Raw genomic sequence first — 20,911 nt, 5'->3', positions numbered from 1 at the left:
TTCTGAGGACTAGTGGGGTGCGCCGACGGCGCCGGCCAGTTCGGTCAGGTCCTCCAGCATCCGCGGGGCGTCGGGTTCCCGGCCCGTGAACAGGCGGAACGCGTCGGCGGCCTGGAAGGCGGCCATGCCGCCGCCGTCGAGGGTGGCGCACCCCAGCGCGCGGGCCGTGCGCAGCAGTTCGGTCTCCAGCGGGCGGTAGACCACCTCCGCGACCCACAGTCCGGGGTGGAGCAGTCCGGCGGGCAGGGGCAGGCCGGGGTGGGCGGCCATGCCGGTGGGGGTGGCGTGGACGATGCCGTCGGCCTGCGCGAGCAGTCGCGCCTGCCGGTCCGGGGGCGCGGCGGCGGCCCGGCCCTCGCCGAAGGCGCGGTTCAGGGCGCCGGCGAGGGCCGCGGCCCGATCGGGCAGGGCGTCGACGACGGTGACGTGCCCGGCGCCGAGGGTGAGCAGGGCGTGCGCGACGGCCGCGCCCGCGCCGCCGGCGCCGAGCTGCACGACCCGCTCCAGCGGCGCGTCGGGCAGGCCGCGGGCGAAGGAGGCGGCGAAGCCGGTGACGTCCGTGTTGTGGCCGACGGCCCGGCCGTCCTCGAAGACCACGGTGTTGACCGCGCCGAGCGCCTCGGCCTGCGGGGCGAGCGCGTCCAGGTGTTCCAGGACGAGCTGCTTGCAGGGATGGGTGATGTTGAGGCCGTCGAACCCCAGGTCGCGGGCGGCCCGCACCAGGTCGCCCACGGCCTCGGGCGGCATCCCGAGGGGATCGAGGTCGATGAGCCGGTACACCAGACGCAGCCCCTGACGGTCGGCCTCCCGCTCGTGCAGCGCCGGGCTGAGCGACGGGCCGATCCCGGAACCGATCAGTCCGGCCAGATACGACTGCTTGGGCACGCGCGCCTCCCGAGCGGCTCCTGATGTACGAACCAGTACGTTAGCTATATCAGCCGAGCACAGGCCCGGGAAGACCCAGCGGCCGGCGGGACCCCTGCTTCTACAATCACCGGCACCGGACCCTCCGCCCGAAGGAACCTGATGACCAGCGTCGAAGAACCGGCACGTCCCGGCGAGCGCATCCGTGACGCCGCCCGCACCCGGGCCGAGATCCTCGACGTCGCCACGCAGGAGTTCGCCCGGGCCGGGTACGACGGGGCCCGGGTCGACGAGATCGCCGCCCGCACCCGCACCACGAAGCGGATGATCTACTACTACTTCGGCGGCAAGGAGCAGCTGTTCACCGCGGTGCTGGAGCGGGCGTACGGCGTGATCCGGGAGGCCGAGCAGCGACTCGACGTCGACCACCTCGACCCCGTGGCGGCGATCCGGCGCCTGGCCGAGCTGACCTTCGACCACCACGAGCAGCATCCCGACTTCATCCGCCTGGTCAGCATCGAGAACATCCACGAGGCGCACCACATCGCCGGCTCCGAAAAGCTCGGCAGGATCGGCTCACCGGCCCTGGACGTGATCCGCCGCATCCTGGCGTCGGGCCGGGAGTCCGGCCTGTTCACGGCCGACGTGGACGCCGTCGACCTGCACGCGATGATCTCCTCGTTCTGCTTCTTCCGGGTCTCCAACCGGCACACCTTCGGCGCCCTGTTCGGCCGCGACCTGCTCGACGAGGCGCAGCGCGCCCACTACCGGGCCATGCTCGGCGACATGGTGATCGCCTACCTGACGGCGGAGCGCACGGCGGACTGAACGCCCCGCACACGACCCTTGACACCGGCGGCACGCGGGCGCAGCATCACTGGCCATCCCTACTAACTACCCAGTGGGTTAAATAGCCGCGATCCGGCACGTCCCCCTCTGCTCGTCCGTGCTCGTCCGTGCTCGTCGATGTTTCCGCTCCGCCCGAGGTGGAGCCCCCTAAGGAGCCGCCGTGTCCGTCCCCGCCATGCCCCGAGGGTCCGCCGCCCCACCCGGCCAGCCGAAGAAGGCCGCCACCGCCGCCTGGATCGGCAGCGCGCTGGAGTACTACGATTTCTTCATCTACGGCAGCGCCGCCGCGCTGATCTTCCCCGAGGTGTTCTTCGACGAGTCCGACCCGGCCACCGCGACCTTGCTGTCGCTGGCCACCTTCGGCGTCGCCTACGCGGCCCGCCCGGTCGGCGCACTGGTGCTCGGTCACGTCGGTGACCGGCTCGGCCGCAAGAAGATCATGGTGTTCACGCTGGTGCTGATGGGCCTGTCGACGTTCCTGATCGGCTGTCTGCCGACCCGGGACCAGGTCGGCACCCTCGCCCCCGTGCTGCTGGTGCTGTGCCGGGTGCTGCAAGGGATCTCGGCCGCGGGCGAGCAGGCCAGCGCCAACTCCATGACGCTGGAACACGCGCCGCCGCACCGGCGCGGCTTCTTCACCAGCTTCACCCTCAGCGGCACCCAGGGCGGACAGCTGCTGGCCACGCTGGTCTTCATCCCGGTCGCCACGCTGCCCGAGGAGCAGCTGCTGTCCTGGGGCTGGCGGGTGCCGTTCTGGCTGAGCGTCGCGGTCGCCGTCGCCGGCTGGGTCATCCGGCGCAAGCTGGACGAGACGCCGGCGTTCGCCCGGCAGGCGGCCCGGGAGGGTGTCGTGAGGATGCCGCTGCTGGTGCTGGTGCGCGAGCACTGGGCGGACGTGCTGCGGGTGATCGCGGGGGCGCTCATCGCCTCCGTCAGCACGATCTTCACCGTGTGGGCGCTGGCGTACGCCACGAGCGACGCGGTCGGCATGTCCCGTACGGCCATGCTGTGGGTGGGTGCCCTGGCCAACGTGGTCGCGCTGGCCGCGATCCCGCTGTGGGCCACGCTCTCCGACCGGATCGGCCGCCGTCCGGTGTTCCTGATCGGCGCGGCCGGCAGCGCGGTGACGATGTTCCTGTACCTGTGGGCGCTCTCCACCGGCTCCTACCCGCTGACCTTCCTGACGGGCGTCCTCTGCTTCGGCGTGGTCTACAGCGCGGCGAACGGCGTGTGGCCCGCCTTCTACGGCGAGATGTTCGCGACCCGCGTGCGGCTGTCCGGTGTGGCCATCGGCACGCAGATCGGGTTCGCGGCGGCCGGCTTCGCGGTGACGTTCGCGGCGCGGATCGCCGGGCCGGACGGGGACGACTGGTCGGCGGTGGCTCTGTTCACGGCGGCGCTGTGCGTGCCGCCGGTCGTCGCGGCGGTGACGGCGCGGGAGACGCACCGGGTGCCGACCGAGGCACTGGGCGAGCGCGCCGTGCGTCCGGCGCCCCGTCCCGGCAAGGTGACCGTCTGACGGCCTGTGCCGCCGGGTGGGGCGTGGGGGCCGTGAGCGCGGCTCCCACGCCCCCTGGCACCGTCGTCGCGTGCGCGCACCCGTCCCTGCGCGATCATGAAGCGTTCCTGCAGCAGGATGGGATCGGAGGCGGCGGGGTATGCCGGATCTCACCTCGACGAGCGCGACGGAGGACGAGCCATGGCACCACTGCGAGAAGAGATCGAACCGGCCGAGGCGGGGCTGGACCCGCGCGTGCTGGAACGCCTGGACCGGCACTTCGCCCGGTTCGTCGACGAGGGGCGGCTGCCCGGCTTCCTCGTCTCGATCGCCCGCGGCGGACGCGTCGCCCACCTCGCCACCCACGGCTCACGCGACATCGCGGCCGGGCTCCCCGTCGAGCCCGACACCCTGTGGCGGGTCTACTCCATGACGAAACCGGTCACCGCCGTCGCCACGCTGCTGCTCGTGGAGGAGGGCCGGTTGTCGCTGGACGACCCGGTCGCCGACCATCTGCCGGCCTTCGCCGAGCCGCGGGTGTACGCCGGCGGCTCGGGCGAGGACGTGCGGACCCGCCCGGCGGCGGGCCCCATACTCGTCCGGCACCTGCTGACCCACACCGCGGGTCTCACCTTCGGCTTCTACCACTCCCACCCCGTCGACGCTCTGTACCGCCGGGCCGGTCTGGAATCGTCCGTGCCGCCGGGCGCGGACCTGGCCGAGACCATCGAGGTGTACGCGAGCCTGCCCCTGCAGTTCGAACCCGGCACCGAGTGGAACTACTCGGTGGCCAGCAACGTCCTGGGCCGCCTCATCGAGGTCGTCTCCGGCCGGCCGCTGGACGCGTTCTGTGCCGAGCGGATCTTCGGGCCCCTCGGCATGACCGACGCGGGCTTCCACGTCACGGACGAACAGGCGCCGCGGCTGTCCGAGATGTACGGCGAGAAGGAGGGCGGCGGCATCGAGCCGATCCCCGGGCTGCCGCTGCGCGGGCGGCCGCGGTTCCTGTCGGGCAGCGGCGGCATGGTGTGCTCGGCCCACGACTACCACCGCTTCATGGAGCTGCTGCGGCGCCGCGGCGAACTGGACGGCGTCCGGCTGCTCACTGCGCGGAGCGTGGACCTGATGAGCCGCAACCACCTGCCGGGCGGCGCCGACCTGCGCTCCTTCGGCAGCCGCCCCGCCCACGACGAGCCCGGCAACGAGGGGATGGGCTTCGGCTTCAACTGCTCGGTGGTGATCGACCCGGACCGGACGCAGGTGCCGTCCGGGCTCGGTGCGTTCGGCTGGAGCGGGGTGGCGACGACGACGTTCTGGGTGGACCCGGGCCGCGACCTGACGGTGCAGTTCATGACGCAGGTGCGGCCCAGGACCTCGCACACGGTCTTCAAGGACCTCAAGCGGCTGGTGCACGAGGCCCTGACGGGCCCCGTTCCCGGCTAGCGGTCGACGCGGAGCGTGAACTCCACTCCGTCGCGGGCGAGTTCGCTCAGCCACTGCTGTGACCGGGCCGCCGTCTCGGCCGCGCGGTTCAGGCCCGGCGGCAGGGAGCCGTCCAGGACGTGGCGGACGCCCAGGGCGAGGGTGCGCGAGACGCAGCGGGCCATCGCGCTCTCCCCGGCGTCCCCCACCAGGTCCAGCAGGTAGCCGCCGGACCAGCTCTGCCCCGCCTCGGACCGTACGTCCAGGGAGACGGCGAGGACGACCCGGTCCCGGTCGTCCTCCGTGGTCGGGTACCGGGCGGCCAGTTCCCGGGCCAGCTCGGCGATCCGCTCGTCGTCACCCCGCCTCAGTTCCTCGAACACGGCGTCCCAGGCCCGCAGCCAGCCCTCCAGACGCAGGGTGCCGCGGACGAACGTCCGCGGCGACCAGGTGTCCGGCAGTCCGTACTGCGCGACGAAGGGCACGCTGTCGCGGTTGGGGTAGACCTCGAACGTCTCCCCGTCGACGACGTGCCGCCGGGTCGCCTCCCAGGGGCGCTCGGCGACCGTCTCGGCGCCGTCGTCGATGTAACGGGCCGGTGAGCGCAGGGCGTTGAGGACGCCGGCGGGTGCCCAGCTGAAACGGTAGGTGAAGTCGTTCGGCTCGGCGGGGACACCGCCGCAGTACGACGTGAGGGCGTACGAGGCGGGAGTTCCGTCGCCGATCGCCTCGCGGGCCCGGGCGACGAGGTCGTGCGCGAAGAGGTGGTCGATGCCCGGATCGAGCCCGGCCTCGGTGAGCACGACGACCCCGGCCTTCTCGGCGGCGGGCACCTGCTCAAGCACCGCCTCGGACACATAGCTGGAGCAGGCGAAGTGCGCCCCCAGCCGCACGCACTCCGCCAGCAGCGGCGCGTGCTCCGGCGCCGGCAGCATGGACACCACCACGTCGCCGGGCGCCAGTTCGGCGGTGAGCGCGGACAGCGTGTAGGCGCGGGGCTCGACCCGTCCGGCCAGGCCCAGCCGGCCGAGGGCGTCGGCGGCACGGCCCTCGGTGCGGTGCCACAGCCGTACGTGCTCGGCGCTGTCGCACAGCGCGGCCAGTCCGCTGCCGGTGGACAGGCCCGCGCCGATCCAGTGGACGGTGCCGCTCGCGGGTACCGGATCAGTGGTCACGGAGATCCCCTTTGTCGAAGCCGTGCTCGCGGTTGGCCTGGCGGAACCGGTCCAGGCAGCGCCCCCAGGGCCCGGTGACGCCGAAGTCGAGGAGGTGGGGCAGCAGGGCGGCCGAGAAGTCGGCGCTGGACTCCAGCGGCAGCAGGGAGGGCAGGTTGTCGATGGCGATCAGATCAAGCGGCGGCTGCGCGCGCAGCCGCCGCGCCGGCTCGTCCCAGCTGGTGGTCTCGTCGTACACCGGCAGGACGTTGAGCGGCGAGCCGACGTCGCACGTCACGTCGCACAGGGTGCGCAGGCGGCGGCCGGGCGCGTCGAGGTCCTGCTCGCGCAGGAAGGGCGGGACGGGGCTGGTGGCGAGGACCGCGTTCACCATCACGTCGTGCCGCAGCAGGGCGGCGCGGTCCAGGTCGCGGGTCTCGGCCAGGTCCCAGCAGGTCGGGTCCACCCCGGCGGCGGCGAAGGCCACACGGGCGCCGCGGCCGCTGCGTCCCAGCGCGCCGACGACCAGGCCCGTGAAGTCGGGGTCGGCGTCGGCGGGCTTGAGGGCCTCGTCCAGTTCGGCCTTGGTCGTGGGCACGAGCGGCGCCCGCAGCCGGTCCCGGTGCCGCAGCACCGCCAGGGCGGCGCCCAGGTAGCCGGCCCAGAAACCGAAGGCGGCCAGGCGCCGCCCGGAGTCGTCCACCAGGTACTCCAGGTCGAACAGCGCCCCGCCGCCGGCGGCGAAGCGGCCCAGCAATTCCGCCGCTCCCGGCTGGCCCTTGTAGGCGTGGCCGAAGAAGACGTGCCGATGCGTCAGCGCGGCCGGTTCCCCGGGCAGTTCCTTCAGGCCGAGCACGACGGCGTCCCGCGGGGCCGACACCCAGGAGCCCGCGGGGGCGACGCGGCAGCCGGCCGCCTCGTACTCCTCGATCGGGAAGACCCGCTGCGGGGACTCCTCGACGGTCAGTTCCACTCCGTTCTCGACGAGGCGCCGGGCGTCGTCGGGCACGACGGGCGTGCGGCGCTCGGTCGTTCGGGCCTCGTGGCGCAGCCACAGATGGAGCTCGGTCATACCGGGTGAGCCTCCGGACGTGAGGCGTCGGCCGTCTCGGGCCGGCGCTCAAGGGGCGGACGTTCACGAAGCGTACGCGGCCCGACCACGGGTCGCGTACGGATTCGCCCAGGTCACGTCGTGGGGCACCGGCACCGGGCCGGGCGTCTCAGGAGGAGCTGACCACCGCGTCGAGATGGGGCAGATGGTGGTCGAGGCGCTCCCGCTTGGTGCGCAGATAGGTGATGTTGCTCTCGCACGGCGGGATCAGCAGCGGCACCTGCTCGGCGACGCGGATGCCGTGGTCCACCAGTGCCTCGCGCTTGCGCGGGTTGTTGGACATCAGGCGCACGGAGCGCACGCCCAGGTCGTCCAGGATGCGGGCGGCCACGCCGTAGTCGCGGGCGTCGACCGGCAGGCCGAGCGCGAGGTTGGCCTCCACGGTGTCCAGGCCCTCCGCCTGCAGCGCCATCGCGCGCAGCTTGGCGAGCAGGCCGATGCCGCGGCCCTCGTGCCCTCTGAGGTAGACGACGACACCGGCGCCCTCGGCGACCACCGCGCGCAGGGCGGCGTCCAGTTGGTCGCCGCACTCGCAGTGCTGGGAGCCGAAGGAGTCCCCGGTGAGGCACTCCGAGTGCAGCCGGACGAGAACGTCGTCGGTGGCGAGTTCGCCGTGGACCAGCGCGACCTGTTCGTCACCGCGGTCGTGGTCCATGTAGCCGATCGCCTGGAATGCGCCGTACACGGTGGGCAAGGGTGCATTCACGACGCGTTCCACGCCGGTGCGCTGCGGTGACTTCTTGCCGAGTACGCCTATTTTTTCTGTCATGATTCTCGAGTTCCTAAGCAGAGACGAAAGGCCGTGACGTGATGAATGATCTGGTGCCGGCGGACACCACGGAAGACGTACGGACGCGGGGCGCCGATGTCTCACGGCAGGTCGCGGTGCTTCCCGTGGGGAGCTTCGAGCAGCACGGTCCGTATCTTCCCCTGGCGACCGACACGCTCGTCGCCTGTGCCGTCGCGCGGGAGATAGCCGGCGCGTACCCGGTGCACCTCCTTCCTCCGGTGACGATCTCGTGCTCGCACGAGCACGCGGCCTGGCCGGGGACCGTCAGCATCTCCTCGGTGACCCTTCATGCGGTGGTACGGGACATAGCGGCCTCGCTGCGCCGGTCCGGGGTCGACGCCCTGGTGGTGGTCAACGGGCACGGCGGGAACTACGTGCTGGGCAACGTCGTTCAGGAGTCCTCCGCCCGCGGCGAGCGGATGGCGCTCTTCCCGGCCGCGGAGGACTGGGAGGCGGCGCGGGAGCGGGCGGGTGTGGTCACCTCGCTGCTCACCGACATGCACGCGGGGGAAATAGAAACCTCCATCCTTCTGCACGCTCATCCCGAAATGCTCCGACCCGGTTATGAGACCTCCGATTTCGTCGCTGACGACCGGCGTCATTTGCTCACCCTCGGCATGTCCGGCTATACCGATTCGGGTGTCATCGGCCGTCCTTCGCTGGGATCGGCGGAAAAGGGGAAGGAACTCCTGGCGAGCCTCGCGGATTCCTTCGGGGCGTATTTCTCGATGCTGACCTCCGAGGCGTAGGTCGTCCGGGGCGCGGGGCCGGCGCCCGGGTCCGCGCCCGCGGCGCGGGTGCGGTCGGCGGCGCCGGTCCGGTCGGTCGCCCCGGCGCCGTCGGTGGCCCGGGCGCCGTCGGTGGCCCGGGCGCCGTCGGTGGCCCGGGCGCCGTCGGCAGCGCGCAGGCCCGTGTACCAGCGGGCGACGAGCACGATCAGGCCGGGCAGGCTCGCCACGAGGCTGAGCACCCCGTAGACGACCGCGACGGCGAGTCCCCGGCCGGCGCCCAGACCGGCGGCGCCGAAGGCCCAGGCGGTGACGCCCTCCCTGGGGCCCCAGCCGCCGACGTTCAGGGGCAGTCCCATCGCCAGCAGGGCGAGGACGGCGAGCGGCACCAGGACGGCCACGGAGGCGGTGGTCCCGGCGACACGGGCGGCGAGGACGAACATGGCGACGTAACCTGCCAGGACGACCACGGAGGAGGCAAGCACTCCGGGTCCGTTGCGCCGGGACAGCAGCCCTTCCCGGGCCTCGGCGAGCAGCGCGCGGACCCTCCCGCCCCGGCGCGCGGGCGTGGCCCGGTTCATGCGCAGGGCGAGGACGACGGCGAGGGCGCCGAGTCCGGCCAGGGCCGCGAGCGGGGCGAGGTGCCGGGCCTCGGCGAGCACCGGGGACGGCATGGTCAGCAGGACGACCGCGGCCGCGGCGAACAGTGCGAGCTGCCCGGCGGTCCGTTCGAGGACGACGGCCTTCACGCCGCGCCGCAGGTCCCCCTCGCTCCGTCCGTGCCGTACCGCCCGGTGGACGTCGCCGAGGACGCCGCCGGGCAGGGCCGCGTTGAGGAACAGCGCGCGGTAGTAGTCGGCGACGGCGGGCCCGAACGGCAGCCGGATGCGCAGGCCGCGGGCGACGAGCGCCCACCGCCACGCGCTGAACACGGTCGTGACGGCGCCGATCCCGAGCGCGAGCAGCAGCGTCACGGCGTCGATCCGGCGCAGCCCGTCAAGGAAGGCACCCGTACCCAACCGCCAGAACAGCACCCCGACGATGGCGGCACCGACGACGGTCCCGAGGCGCGTACGGGCCTTGCGGGAACCGAGCCTGGCGAGCAGCGGACGCGGACGGCCGGGCGCGGGGGCGCCGGTGCGGTCACCGGGTGTCTCCGTGGCGGCCGTGGGCGACGGGACGCCGGGAAGCTCGGCCACGACCCCGGACTGCGAGTCGCGGTCCCCGATGCCGGGCGCGGCCGGGACAGGCGTGGCGGCGGCCGCCGGAGCCCCGGCCCGGTCGGCGGGGCGGCGGTGCGTCGGCCCGGATGCCGCGGCGGTCGCGGCAATCACCGGGACCGCCTGGGCCCCCGTGACCGGAGCCGCCGGCGCCGGGGGCGGGGGCGGGGCGTCCGGTGTGCCGTGGGGTCGGGGGCGGGTGCCCGTCGCCTGGGGGGTCATGACGCTCCGTCCACCGGGTGGCACAGGGCCAGGAGGTCGGTGTGGTGGACCGTGACGCGCAACTCGCCTTCCGCGCACTGGCGCAGGCGGTTGTTCAGGTAGACCTCCGCTTCGGCCCGCAGCTCGGGACGCTGCTCGACTGCGGCGCCGACCCAGCCGCGCAGCCACTGCTCGGTGAGCGCGGCCTGCTCGGGCCCGAGCCGCCAGGGACTCGGGTGCAACCGTACGGTCGCGCCGTGCGCCGAGAACGCCTCGGCCGCCACCGTGACCGCGTCGGGGCCGAGGAGGCCGTCGCGGCGCTGATGGTCGTTGAACGCCCGCGTGATCTCCGCGTCGAGCGGGTGGGACGGGGTCAGTTCCACGCGTCCGGCGACGGACAGCGTCAGCAGAGCGGGGCAGCCGGCTCCTGCGCAGGCGGCGGCCAGGGTGTCGATCTCCTCCCGGGTGAGGACGTCCAGCAGGGCGGACGCCGTCACCAGGGAGGCACCGTGCAGGGCGTCCGCGGTGAGCCGGGCGACGTCACCGCGCCGCGTCTCCACGCTGACCCGGCTGCCGTCGGCGGCCGAGCGGGGGGAGGCCACGGCGGCGAAGTGCAGCAGGTAGGGGTCGCGGTCGTGCAGGATCCAGTGCTGCGCGCCGTCCAGTCGGGCGGCGAGCCAGCGGCCCATCGAACCCGTGCCGCAGCCCAGGTCGTGGATGACGACACCCGACTTTCCGGGCAGGTTGGCGAGCCGGATCCGCAAGGGGTCGAGCAGGTCGTGCGCCCGCGCGGCGGCATCGGCCGGTTCCCGCAGCTCCAGCCATTCCGGCGCGTACCGGGGCGGGTCGTCGGGAGCGGCCTCCCGCAGTTTCACCGTGGGCCGGGAGCCGGGTGCGGCGGTGGGGCCCGCGCCGGGGATGACCGCGCCGGGGGCGTGGGCGGGTCCGGACGGGCCGCCGGGACCGGTCCGCGCGGGGACCGTGCCGGCGAGGCCGCCCGGACCGGCACTCGCGTCCACCCCGCCGGCGGGCCGGCCTGTCACGGACCCGGTACCCGTGGCCGGCGCCCGGCCCGCTCCGGTGTTGCCGCCGGCCCTCACGCCCGCGGGGTCCGTGGGGCCCGCGGCGCCGCCGGGCACGGGCCCGGGAAGCACGCCGCCCGTGGACTCCGCGGCGCGGGCGGGCCCGGGCCGGGCCGGGATCGCTCCGCTCGGCTTCGTCGTCGCCGGGTTCGTCATGCGGCCCTCCGGGGTTCGGTCGGGAGCCGGCGCAGAACAGCCGCCAGGCTCTGTGCGGTCGTCGCCCAGCCGTCGAGGGCGGCGCGACGGCCGCGGGCGGCGGCCTTCAGCCGGCGTCGTACATCCGCCTCGCCGAACCAGCCGCGCAGTTCGGCGGCGATGGCGGCGGGGTTCTCCGGCGGCACGAGGATGCCGGGCACCCCGCCGTCGGGCGCGCGGCCGACCGCCTCGGGAAGCCCGCCGACGTCCGTCGCCAGCACCGGGATGCCCCGGGCCAGTGCCTCGGTCACGGCCATGCCGTACGTCTCGGCGTAGGAGGTGAGGACCATCAGGTCGGCGGTGGCGTAACTGGCGTCCAGGGCGGCGCCGGACTGCGGTCCGGCCAGCTCCAGCCGGTCCCGCAGGCCGTGCCGTGCGATGAGGGACCGCAGATGGGCGACGTACTCGGGGTCCTGGGTGAGGGCGCCGACGCACACGCAGCTCCACGGCAGGTCGGTCACCGTGGCCAGCGCCTCCACCAGCCGGTGCTGCCCCTTGCGCGGGGTCACGGCGGCCACGCACAGCAGCCGCGACACACCGTCGGTGCCGGGCGCGAGGGGTGCGATGTCGGCGCCGGGAGCGGCGACGTGCACCCGCTCCGGGGGCAGGCCGTGGTGGGCGACGAGACGGCGGACCGCCCAGTCGCTGGTGGCGATCACCGCGGGCACCGCCCGCAGCACCGCCCGCTCCCTGGCGTCGAGTTCGGCGGCGACCGCGGCGTCGAGCCCGGTCTCGTCGCCGAGCGGGAGGTGGACGAGCACGGCCATGCGCAGCCGTTCCGCCTCCGGCACCACGATCTCCGGCACGCCGCAGGCGACGAGCCCGTCGAGCAGGACGACGGCGCCGTCGGGCAACGCGGCCAGCGTGCGGGCGAGTTCCGTCCGGGCGGCCGCCGCGGGCCGGGGCCACACGCCGGCCACCGCGTGCTTGTTCACCTGCCAGCCGAAGCCCGGCAGGTCCAGGCAGACCCGCCGGTCGTAGGCGTTGCCGCCGCTGGGGGTCGCCGGGTCGTCGACGCCGCCCGGCAGCACGAAGTGCACGGTGCGCAGGGACATGGGGATGATCTCGGCGTTCTTCAGGGCGGCGTGCTGCACGGGCACGTAGTCGAGGCGCGCGGGTGCCGCTCCGGCCGGCCCGGGCGGCGCGGGTACCGCTCCGGCCGGTCCGGGCCGCTCGATGGTCGTGTCGGTCACAGCGCACGCTCGTAACTCGCCCAGGCGATGTGCGACTCGTGCAGGGTGACGGTGAGGCCCGCGATGCCCTTGGCGCCCTCGCCCAGCGCGCCCTTGTGGATGCGCTCGGCGAGCCGGTCGGCGATGACCTTGGCCAGGAACTCCGTGGACGTGTTGACTCCGGCGAAATCGGGCTCGTTGTCGAGGTTGCGGTAGTTCAGCTCGCTGACGACGGCCCCGAGTTCCTGGGTGGCCAGCCCGATGTCGACGACGATGTTGTCCTCGTCCAGCTGTTCGCGCCGGAACGTGGCGTCCACCAGGAACGTGGCGCCGTGCAGGCGCTGCGCCGGTCCGAAGACCTCGCCGCGGAAGCTGTGGGCGATCATGATGTGATCGCGGACGGTGATGCTGAACAACGGACGACCCTCCAGGTGCGGCGCGTCTGCTCCCCCGCTGATGGCTGCCGGGGATGCCGAGTAGTACGGCTGCTTCCCTTCCCCCGTTCAGTGTCGGCTACGTCTTTTCTCAGGTCAGGCGCTCTTGCTCCGCCGATGTCGTACCGGATGGAACGAATCGTCAGCCGATGCGTCAATCGCTCTCGTCGTAACGGACGCGGTGGCACAGGGCGGGGACCTCGCCCGAGGCGAGTCCCGGCAGCACGCCGGGCAGGTCCTCGAAGGCCGACTCGCCCGTGACGAGGGCGTCGAGCGCCGGGTCGGCGAGCAGGTCGAGGGCGACGGCGAGGCGGTCGGCGTGGCTGCGGCCGGGGCGGGCCGGGGAGACGGTGCCGACCTGGCTGGAGCGGATGGTCAGACGCCGGGAGTGGAAGGCCTCGCCGAGCGGCAGGCTCACCTTGCGGTCGCCGTACCAGCTCAGTTCGACGACGGTGCCCTCGGCGGAGAGGAGTTCCAGCGACCGGGCGAGGCCCTGTTCGGTGGCGCTGGCGTGGACGACCAGGTCGCGGTCGCCGTCGGCGTCCTGCGGGGTGGCGAAGGACACTCCGAGTGCCTCGGCCGTCTTCGCGCGGGACGGGTCGGCGTCGACCAGCTGGACGCGCACGCCGGGGAAGCGGGCGAGCAGGGCGGCGACGGAGCAGCCGACCATGCCGCCGCCGACCACGGCGATCCGGTCGCCGATCAGGGGCGCGGCGTCCCACAGGGCGTTGACGGCGGTCTCCACCGTCCCGGCGAGCACGGCCCGTTCGGCGGGCACGCTGTCCGGGACGGGCGTCACGGCGCTCGCCGGCACGACGTACCGCGTCTGGTGCGGGTAGAGGCAGAACACCGTCCGGCCGGCGAGCGCTTCGGGTCCCTCCTCCACCACGCCGACGTTGAGGTAGCCGTACTTCACGGGGCCCGGGAAGTCGCCTTCCTGGAAGGGGGCCCGCATGACCGAGTGCTGGCTCTCGGGCACGCCGCCGCGGAAGACGAGTGTCTCGGTGCCGCGGCTGACACCGGAGAACAGCGTACGCACCAGCACCTCGTCCTCAGCGGGTGCGCGCAGGGCGACGTCCCGGATCACGCCTCGGCCAGGCGAGTCGATCCAGAAAGCGCGTCCGGTGTGCTTCATCGAAGTCCTCCTGAACGATCGGGAAGCTGCTTGCGTACCGAGGGGTGCACAGGCCGCGCACAAGGTAGCGGCGTTGATCGACTCTGTCACACGGCCGGAGGGTGTTCGGTGGCCCTGAACAACACTTACGACGCGAGGCTCGTACAGCAGGAGACCGCCGTGGGGGCGGGGGTGCAGGTCCTGCTGCTGGCCCTGATCGGCACGGCGATCGGGATGGGCCCGGCGGGCTGGCTGAGCGGCCTCGCGTTCGCGATCGCCACCTGGGCGGTGCTCTCCCGGGCTCTGCACCGCTCCCGGTTGCGCTCCTTCGGCGCGGCGAACCGGGTCACCCTCGGCCGGGCCACGCTCGTCGGCGGTGTCACCGCGCTGGTCGCGGACTCCTTCCAGAGCTCGCCGCCGGTGTCGCTGTTCGTCGGGCTGACGGCGGTGGCACTGATCCTCGACGGCGTCGACGGCAAGGTCGCCCGCCGCACCGGCACCTCCACCCCGCTGGGCGCGCGCTTCGACATGGAGGTCGACGCGTTCCTGATCCTGGTGCTCAGTGTGTACGTCTCGACGGAACTGGGCCCGTGGGTGCTGCTGATCGGCGGCATGCGGTACGTCTTCGTCGCCGCGGCCCGGGTGTGGCCCTGGCTGACCGCGGCGCTTCCGCCCAGCACGGCCCGCAAGACGGTCGCCGCGCTGCAGGGCGTGCTGCTGCTGCTGGCGGGCTCCGGTCTGCTGCCGTACGCGGCCAATTTCGCCGTGGCCGCCCTGGCCCTGGGTCTGCTGGTGTGGTCGTTCGGCCGGGACGTGCTGTGGCTGTACCGGACCTCGCGGGTCGAGGAGGCCCCGGCGCCGCGCCCCGTCCGGGAACTCGTCGCGGGCTGACGCCCGGCCCGGTCAGGTGCCGAACCGCCCCCGGGCCGCCTCGATGTGACCGAGGTGCTCATGGGTCCAGCCGCAGATCAGGTCGACCGTGGCGCGCAGGGCCCGGCCCGGTTCGGTGAGCGTGTACTCGACCTTGGGCGGAACGGTGGGGTGGACCTTGCGGTCGACCAGGCCGTTGCGCTCCAGCATCCGCAGGTTCCGGGTCAGCATCTTGTGGCTGACGCCCTCGACCTCGTCGCGCAACTCGCTGAAGCGGAGCGTGCGTTCGCCGAGGGCCTCGATGATCAGCAGCGCCCACTTGTTGGCGACGTCGGAGAAGATCTCCCGCGCCAGCGAGTCCGCCCGCCGGAGGTCCGCGTTCTCCGGCACGTCCCTGAGCTGCTTGGTCACCATCTGGTTCCCCTGTCACCGAAAAGTGCGTTCTTCCAGGCCGGCGTTCACTCTCCTACGGTTCCTGAGTAACCACAAGAGAGCACGGACGGATCCGGGCTCGACGGAAGGACGGGAACCATGACCACCCTCGACCTCTACGACCACGGCATCCCGGCCGAGAAGCACTTCGGCTACACGCAGGCGATCAGGTCCGGCGAGCTGATCCACGTCTCCGGCCAGCTCTCCTTCGACGACGCGGGCGACTTCAGCCCCGAGGACGACGTGGCCGCGCAGCTCGCGCGCACCTACGTCAACCTCGACAAGGTCCTGGCCCACTACGGCGCCACCCGCGACCAGATCGTCTCGCAGACGCTGTACGTGGTGGACCTGGTGCGCAACGCGGAGGTGGTGGCGGAGGCCAACCGGGCCTACTTCGGTGCCCACCGCCCGGTCAGCACGGCCCTGGGCGTCACCGAACTGACCTTCCCCGGGCAGGCGGTCGAGATCAGCTGCGTGGTCGACACGCGGCTGCCGGCCTGACGCAGGAGGTGCATTCAGCGGCGCGTGCCGGGCCCCACCAGGGTCCGCTCGTACGGGTCGAGGAGCACGCCCCGGACCTTCGCGGAGACGCCGAGGACGATCCGCTGGTGGGCGAGCGGCACGACCGCGTCCGTGCCGAGGATCACTGCCTCGGCGGCCAGGGCGGCGTCCTGCCGCTCCCCGGTGCCGTCGGCCCGGTCGGCCCGCTCGACGGCCCGGTCGACCTTCGGGTCGCACAGCAGGGCGAGGTTGTAACCGCCGTCGCAGGTGTAGTCAGCGGCCAGGATGCCGACGGGGTCGCCGGTGTCCAGGAGGCTGTTGCGGGCGCCGATGAAGGCGTCGAACCTCCCCGCCAGCGCGTCGCTCTCCAGCCGCGCGTACTCGCGCACCTGCAACCGGACCTCGAATCCGGCCTGTTCGAGCTGCTGCTGCACGACCTGGGCGACTTCGGGGAGTTCGGGCCGGTTGTCGTAGGTGGCGAGGGTGAGCGGAGTCCCGTCGGGCCGGGCGGCCTTCGCGCGCCCCGACGGCTTCACCCTCCTGCCCTCGGCCCAGGTGACGGCGGGGCCGTAGATTCCGGCGCCGGGGTCGGCGTGTCCTTCGAAGACGCCCTCGACGAGGGCGGAGGAGTCGACGGCCGCACGGGCGGCGGCACGCAGCTCCGGGTCCTTGAAGGGGCCGGTCCTGGTGTTGAGGTGCAGGCTGGTGGTCCGGGTGGTGCCGGCTTCCCGGCGGGTGTCCGCGTCGAGCGTGGCGGCCTGGGCGACCGGGACGGCCTCGGCGATGTCGACGTCGCCGGTGCGGACGGCGTTGGCGCGCGCGGTGCCGTCCGTGACGAAACGCGCGTCGATGCCGGAGGCCTGGGCGCGGCCGCCCCAGTGGTCGTCGTAGCGGTCGAGGGTCGCGGAGGTGCCGCCGTCGACGCGGGTGAGTTCGAAGGGGCCCGTGGCCGTGCCGACCGGCGTGGGGTTGCCGCGCTTCGCGTACGCCTTCGGGGACAGGACGGCCAGGCTCGGGCCGGCCAGGCGCATGGGCAGGACGGGGTCGGGCTCGGCGGTGGTGACGCGCACGCCGTCGTCCCCGTCGGGCCGCGCGCTGAGCGTGACGCCCGCGAGGGGGGCGGGCACGGGCTTCGCCTTCGTGGCCCGGGTCAGTGCCCCGGCCACGGCCGACGGGGTGACCTCGGTGCCGTCGTGGAAGGTGGCCTCGCGCAGGGTGAAGTGCCAGGTGCGGTCGTCCTCGCGGCTCCAGGACCGGGCGAGTGCGGGGGTCGCGGCGCCGTTGGCGTCCAGGGCGGTCAGCCCTTCGGTGACACCGAGACGGCTGAGCAGCGTGGCGTCGGCCCCGTACGGCGAGAAGTTCTCGGCGGGCGGGAAGGCGAGGGCGACGCGCAGCCGGGAGCCGGATGGCCCCCCGTCCGGCGACGACTGCCCGTCGGGGGAGACGAAACAGCCGGCCAGTCCCGGCAGGAGGACGAGGACGGCGAGGAACCGGCAAGGACCCTTACTGCTCATGTAACGCACCTGCACACCCTACGCATCAAGCATCGGCCGCCGACCGGCACCCCCGATCGCCGCACGGGATTTGACAGTGGCGACGGTCACTCCCTAAAACCTAGTCACATGACATCCATTTTCAAATTGCCGGGCCGGTCATGAGGGTCGCGTTCGTCGGCAAGGGCGGCAGCGGCAAGACCACGCTGTCTGCGCTCTTCTCCCGCCACCTGGCGCGCTCCGGCGCCCCGGTCCTCGCCGTCGACGGCGACATCAACCAGCACCTGGCCGAGGCGCTGGGCCCCGAGGAACGGCCCGCCGTCCCGCTGGGCCCGCACCTCACCGGCATCAAGGACTTCCTCCGGGGCGACAACCCGCGCATCACTTCGGCCGGGTCGATGCTCAAGACCACCCCGCCGGGTCGCGGCTCCCGCCTCCTGCGCCCTCTGGGCGACGACGCGCTGCACGCCCGCCACGTGGGCCGGGCCGGCGGCGTACCCCTGATGGTGACGGGCGAGTTCGACGAGTCCGACCTGGGGGTGGCCTGCTACCACTCCAAACTCGGCGCGGTCGAGCTGTACCTGGGCCACCTGCTGGACGGCCCCGGCGAGTACGTCGTGGTCGACATGACAGCGGGCGCGGACGCCTTCGCGTCGGGCCTGTTCACCCGCTTCGACCTCACGTTCCTGGTGGCGGAGCCGACCCGCAAGAGCGTGTCGGTCTACCGCCAGTACCGCGACCACGCCGAGCAGTTCGGCATCCGCGTCGCGGTCGTCGGCAACAAGGTCACGTGCGAGGACGACCTGCTCTTCCTCAAGGAACAGGTGGGCGACGACCTGCTGACGCACCTGGTGCACTCCCCCTGGGTCCGCGCGGCGGAACAGGGCCGGGCGGCGGGCGAGTTGGAACCCCACAACCACCACGCGCTGAACGTCCTGCGCGAGACGGTCGACGCCCAGGTCCGCGACTGGACCCGGCTCCACCGTCACGCGGTCGAGTTCCACCTGCGCAACGCCCACGCCTGGGCGAACGACCGCATGGGCGAGGACCTGGCGGCACAGGTGGATCCGGATTACGTACCGGGACCGGCGGCCCGCTGACGCGGCGCGGGGCACCGCGCGAAGGCACCCACGCCGGCCTGACCCGACCGGGCGGCATCGCCGGTCGTTACGCTCGCTCCACGACATCGGCGTCTACCGCCTGGAGGCGGAGGACCTCCCCGACAACCCTCCGCCGCTTTCTGCTCCCACCGCATCGGAGCGGGCCTCACACGCCAGGTCGGAAGAGAGGCTGGTGATGTACGCGGACAGGTTCCACACCAAGTCCAGGCCGTCGGCGTCCTCTCCCCCGACGAGGGCCTGGGGCGGAGTCGATGGACTCAACCGGCAGCGGGACGCCGCCCGAGAAGCGCCTCGCGCTCCTCGTCCGGAATCCTCATCGACTCGGCGAGCACCGCGGCGAGCGCGTCCACCCGGGTGCGGTCGGTGTCGGCGCGGAACAGCCAACGGATGCTCTCGTCCCGCGTGATGAGATCGATCGTCGGGCGCTCACCCTCGTCCCGTGTCGCTGCGCGGACGTAGCGCACCTGGTCGATCGGGATCTCCCGACGGACCTCGCCCTGCTCGAGGAGCGCGTTCGTTCCGGTGGTGATGACACGGCGGTCCGTGACCGCGATCAGGGTCCTGGCCACGGCCTTGTCCCTCGCCGCCGCCAGCTTCTCCTTCGCCCCGCCGAAGATCGCGGTCACCGGGCCCAGGGCGTCGAGCTGGTCGGCGAAGCCGAGGATGCGCAGGGTCTCACCGTCCTCGACGTGCCAGCGCAGGATGCGAAGGTACGGGTCCAGGTCCAGCGATCCGGGTGCACAGACGACCTCCGGCGCCTCCAGCGGAGGAGTCGGCGGCCGGAGGGCGTCGGCGAGAGGCTCGATCGCCTCCAGCAGACGGGCGGAGGCGTGGCGGACCGCCTTCGCGTCCCTCCGTTTCCCCGGCAGTGACGCAGACAGCGTCTCCCGTCCGGGAAGTTCGGCGATGATGCGCAGTTCCCTCGTCAGCGCGCCGACGAGCCGCGTCGCCTCGGTGAGTGAGGAGTCCAGCTCCGTACGGGTGTCGCTCGCGATGACGCCGACGAGCCGGGCCTCGTCGGCGTCTTCGCGTCCCGCATTCCTCGCCTTCCCGGCGCGGAGTGCCTGATAGCCGGTCCACGCCTGGAGGGAGGACAGCAGCGCGTGGGTGTCGAAGAGGATCGCCTCGCCGTTCGCCTGGAGGTACTCGCGCAGCTCCCGTGTGCCGGGCTGGTCGAGCTGACCGACGTGGCACCTGACGTTCCGTCGGTACAGGTCGAGCTGCTTGCTCAGCGGGGCCTCATGGCCCGCGACGTTCTCCCACAGGGACGCGGGGACGGACCCGACCGCTCGCGCCTGGTCGACCGCTCGCGCCACTGTGTTGACGAGTCCCGTGAGTTCGGCCCACTGCTCGTTGCGGAGAGTCGTGAGCACCTGGCTCGTCAGCGCGACGTTGGTCCTCACGAGGCCCGTGATCTCACTCAGCTGCATCTGAAGCGCGATCATGGCCAGGGCCGGCCCGAGCGTGGCCACGGTCTGCGCCGTGCTCACGGTCGTCAAGGGGAGGAAGCGGGCCTGAGCGACGATCCTGCCGTGGGCGAACACTGCTCCGAGGTTCGCGCCGTCCTTGACGGCGAGGGTCCCGCCGGCCTTCAGCAGCGCCTGCGTCGCGCTGCTGATCCTGTAGAGCCCTTGCGCACCGGCGAACACGTGGGCGAGGCCACCGGCCGCGGTCGCCGTGTTGCCGAGCGAGGCGAGGACCGTGGAGATCTTCTCGCGGTCGGCGGACGGCACGAGTCCGAAGTCGATCAGATCGGGCCGGAGCTCCACGGGGACCTCACCGAGTACGACGGCGACCCCCGGCAGCACCTCTGCCAGAACGGCCGGCGTCGTCGCCGGACCGACCTGCCGGTCCGATGCCGAACCGTCCACCGCGGGAGGTTCGGCGGTGTCGCTCCTGCCACTCGGCGCGGACCCGGCACTCTCCGTGGGCTCCGAGGACTCCGAAGGGACCTGCATTCGCTCTCCTCCCCGACAAGCGCGCTCAACGACCGTGCGCCGTGTGCAGCCGGTCCCTCACATGGTGCAGCGGATACCGTCGCCCGGTGGGTCGGACTGTTGAAGATCACTTCTCGCGAGTGAAGCGGACATCCAGACCGCAGGGCACATCGGGGTCGTCGGTGGCGCACAGGGTGTCGCCCCCTTCGACGACGGCCAGTTCCAGCATGCAGCCGAAATGCCGGCGCTCGAACCCGAGGCCGATCCATGAGCCCGACGTCGCCGTGCCAGATCGGAAACTGCTGCCATTGTCCTTGACGACCATGAAGCCCCAGCTGCCGGCCGATTCGCCGCCCGGGCAGTCGGTCTCGGCGAGCATCTCGGAATCCAGACCGACGGCGGTGAACTTCCGGTCCGCCGAGAACGAGAGCCGCTCTCCGTCGGGCCCCTTCCAATTCCCGACGACGCGATCGACAGGGACCTTGGCTGTCTCTTCGGTCGCGCACGCCGTCAACAGCAGGAGCGGAGCAAGGGTGGCGCCGATCCAGCGGGCGGGCCTCGACGAGGGCTTGAGCACGGCTTCATCCTAAAGGTGGGAGGACAGGGGGGGGCGTCGGGGGGGGGGGGCCCGGGGGGGGGGGGGGGGCCCCCCCCCGGGGGGGGGGGGGGGGGCCCGGCCCCCCCCCCCCCCCGAGATTTAAAAGAAAACGTTGTTGGGCCCCA

Annotated in this window: 19 protein-coding genes and 1 pseudogene; 7 read left to right on the top strand and 13 right to left on the bottom strand. The window is 73.0% G+C overall.

What is annotated here, in order from left to right; translation table 11 throughout:
• Positions 1-9 precede the first annotated feature (9 nt).
• Positions 10-885 carry a shikimate dehydrogenase gene (locus ACIGAQ_RS03455; protein ID WP_399778818.1) on the bottom strand — a complete coding sequence of 292 codons (876 nt, stop codon included), beginning with the start codon at positions 883-885 and terminating at the stop codon, positions 10-12.
• A gap of 141 nt (positions 886-1,026) precedes the next feature.
• Here ACIGAQ_RS03455 and ACIGAQ_RS03450 point away from each other — a divergent pair, with 141 nt between their 5' ends.
• The 3 genes from ACIGAQ_RS03450 to ACIGAQ_RS03440 all read left to right on the top strand — a co-directional run bounded on the left by ACIGAQ_RS03450 (position 1,027) and on the right by ACIGAQ_RS03440 (position 4,654).
• The gene (locus ACIGAQ_RS03450; RefSeq protein ID WP_311681077.1) at positions 1,027-1,692 is read left to right on the top strand and encodes a TetR/AcrR family transcriptional regulator; all 666 of its coding nucleotides are present in this window, start codon (positions 1,027-1,029) and stop codon (positions 1,690-1,692) included.
• Positions 1,693-1,873: 181 nt separating this feature from the next.
• Entirely contained in the window at positions 1,874-3,232 is a 1,359-nt protein-coding gene (locus ACIGAQ_RS03445) for an MFS transporter (protein WP_399778815.1), read from the top strand.
• 180 nt (positions 3,233-3,412) lie between these two features.
• The gene (locus ACIGAQ_RS03440) at positions 3,413-4,654 is read left to right on the top strand and encodes a serine hydrolase domain-containing protein (protein WP_362279192.1); all 1,242 of its coding nucleotides are present in this window, start codon (positions 3,413-3,415) and stop codon (positions 4,652-4,654) included.
• Here the strand turns inward: ACIGAQ_RS03440 and ACIGAQ_RS03435 are convergent.
• From ACIGAQ_RS03435 to ribA, 3 genes are all read right to left on the bottom strand, one after another.
• Positions 4,651-5,808 (bottom strand): saccharopine dehydrogenase family protein, encoded by a 1,158-nt coding sequence (locus tag ACIGAQ_RS03435; protein ID WP_399778813.1) that lies wholly within the window; start codon positions 5,806-5,808, stop codon positions 4,651-4,653. The genes ACIGAQ_RS03440 and ACIGAQ_RS03435 overlap by 4 nt on opposite strands.
• The gene (locus tag ACIGAQ_RS03430) at positions 5,798-6,859 is read right to left on the bottom strand and encodes a saccharopine dehydrogenase (RefSeq protein WP_399778811.1); all 1,062 of its coding nucleotides are present in this window, start codon (positions 6,857-6,859) and stop codon (positions 5,798-5,800) included. Before ACIGAQ_RS03430 ends, ACIGAQ_RS03435 begins: the two co-directional genes overlap by 11 nt.
• Before the next feature lie 148 nt (positions 6,860-7,007).
• On the bottom strand, positions 7,008-7,667 hold the full coding sequence (gene ribA / locus ACIGAQ_RS03425; protein ID WP_311681071.1) for a GTP cyclohydrolase II: 660 nt from the start codon (positions 7,665-7,667) through the stop codon (positions 7,008-7,010).
• Positions 7,668-7,708: 41 nt separating this feature from the next.
• Between ribA and ACIGAQ_RS03420 the strand changes: the two are divergent.
• Positions 7,709-8,431: pseudogene (locus tag ACIGAQ_RS03420) on the top strand (creatininase family protein); the annotation flags it as partial.
• On the opposite strand, the gene ACIGAQ_RS03415 reads toward ACIGAQ_RS03420, so the two are convergent.
• The 5 genes from ACIGAQ_RS03415 to ACIGAQ_RS03395 all read right to left on the bottom strand — a co-directional run bounded on the left by ACIGAQ_RS03415 (position 8,314) and on the right by ACIGAQ_RS03395 (position 13,855).
• On the bottom strand, positions 8,314-9,858 hold the full coding sequence (locus ACIGAQ_RS03415; RefSeq protein ID WP_399778809.1) for a lysylphosphatidylglycerol synthase transmembrane domain-containing protein: 1,545 nt from the start codon (positions 9,856-9,858) through the stop codon (positions 8,314-8,316). The pseudogene ACIGAQ_RS03420 and the gene ACIGAQ_RS03415 overlap by 118 nt on opposite strands.
• A complete protein-coding gene (locus ACIGAQ_RS03410) occupies positions 9,855-11,075 on the bottom strand; it encodes an SAM-dependent methyltransferase (protein WP_399778807.1) in 1,221 nt (406 codons plus the stop codon). The genes ACIGAQ_RS03415 and ACIGAQ_RS03410 overlap by 4 nt, the downstream gene beginning before the upstream one ends.
• Entirely contained in the window at positions 11,072-12,307 is a 1,236-nt protein-coding gene (locus ACIGAQ_RS03405; protein ID WP_399778805.1) for a glycosyltransferase family 4 protein, read from the bottom strand. Before ACIGAQ_RS03405 ends, ACIGAQ_RS03410 begins: the two co-directional genes overlap by 4 nt.
• Positions 12,304-12,702, bottom strand: coding sequence for a 6-carboxytetrahydropterin synthase (locus tag ACIGAQ_RS03400; RefSeq protein WP_010043117.1), 399 nt, complete (start codon positions 12,700-12,702; stop codon positions 12,304-12,306). Before ACIGAQ_RS03400 ends, ACIGAQ_RS03405 begins: the two co-directional genes overlap by 4 nt.
• A gap of 172 nt (positions 12,703-12,874) precedes the next feature.
• Complete coding sequence (locus ACIGAQ_RS03395) at positions 12,875-13,855, bottom strand: zinc-binding alcohol dehydrogenase (protein ID WP_399778803.1); 981 nt, start codon at positions 13,853-13,855, stop codon at positions 12,875-12,877.
• Between the two features lie 108 nt (positions 13,856-13,963).
• On the opposite strand from ACIGAQ_RS03395, the gene ACIGAQ_RS03390 reads away from it, so the two are divergent.
• Entirely contained in the window at positions 13,964-14,725 is a 762-nt protein-coding gene (locus ACIGAQ_RS03390; protein WP_362279196.1) for a CDP-alcohol phosphatidyltransferase family protein, read from the top strand.
• Between the two features lie 12 nt (positions 14,726-14,737).
• Here the strand turns inward: ACIGAQ_RS03390 and ACIGAQ_RS03385 are convergent, their stop codons facing one another.
• Positions 14,738-15,118: a winged helix-turn-helix transcriptional regulator gene (locus ACIGAQ_RS03385; protein ID WP_399778801.1), complete on the bottom strand. Its 381-nt coding sequence runs from the start codon at positions 15,116-15,118 to the stop codon at positions 14,738-14,740.
• Between the two features lie 117 nt (positions 15,119-15,235).
• Here ACIGAQ_RS03385 and ACIGAQ_RS03380 point away from each other — a divergent pair, with 117 nt between their 5' ends.
• Positions 15,236-15,637: a RidA family protein gene (locus ACIGAQ_RS03380; protein WP_311681058.1), complete on the top strand. Its 402-nt coding sequence runs from the start codon at positions 15,236-15,238 to the stop codon at positions 15,635-15,637.
• A 14-nt stretch (positions 15,638-15,651) separates the two neighbouring features.
• Here ACIGAQ_RS03380 and ACIGAQ_RS03375 read toward each other — a convergent pair whose 3' ends face one another.
• A complete protein-coding gene (locus tag ACIGAQ_RS03375; RefSeq protein WP_399778799.1) occupies positions 15,652-17,151 on the bottom strand; it encodes an ABC transporter substrate-binding protein in 1,500 nt (499 codons plus the stop codon).
• 140 nt (positions 17,152-17,291) lie between these two features.
• Here ACIGAQ_RS03375 and ACIGAQ_RS03370 point away from each other — a divergent pair, with 140 nt between their 5' ends.
• Complete coding sequence (locus ACIGAQ_RS03370) at positions 17,292-18,230, top strand: ATP-binding protein (RefSeq protein ID WP_399778797.1); 939 nt, start codon at positions 17,292-17,294, stop codon at positions 18,228-18,230.
• Between the two features lie 278 nt (positions 18,231-18,508).
• Here ACIGAQ_RS03370 and ACIGAQ_RS03365 read toward each other — a convergent pair whose 3' ends face one another.
• Together ACIGAQ_RS03365 and ACIGAQ_RS03360 are read right to left on the bottom strand one after the other, a co-directional pair.
• Complete coding sequence (locus ACIGAQ_RS03365) at positions 18,509-20,122, bottom strand: hypothetical protein (protein ID WP_399778795.1); 1,614 nt, start codon at positions 20,120-20,122, stop codon at positions 18,509-18,511.
• A gap of 193 nt (positions 20,123-20,315) precedes the next feature.
• On the bottom strand, positions 20,316-20,765 hold the full coding sequence (locus tag ACIGAQ_RS03360; protein ID WP_399778793.1) for a hypothetical protein: 450 nt from the start codon (positions 20,763-20,765) through the stop codon (positions 20,316-20,318).
• Between the last annotated feature and the right edge of the window lie 146 nt (positions 20,766-20,911).

This window comes from Streptomyces sp. NPDC085932 (genome assembly GCF_044540525.1).
Taxonomy (GTDB): domain Bacteria; phylum Actinomycetota; class Actinomycetes; order Streptomycetales; family Streptomycetaceae; genus Streptomyces; species Streptomyces levis.
The sequence above is the reverse complement of the archived record's forward strand: the minus strand, read 5'-3'. Positions and strand labels throughout refer to the sequence as shown.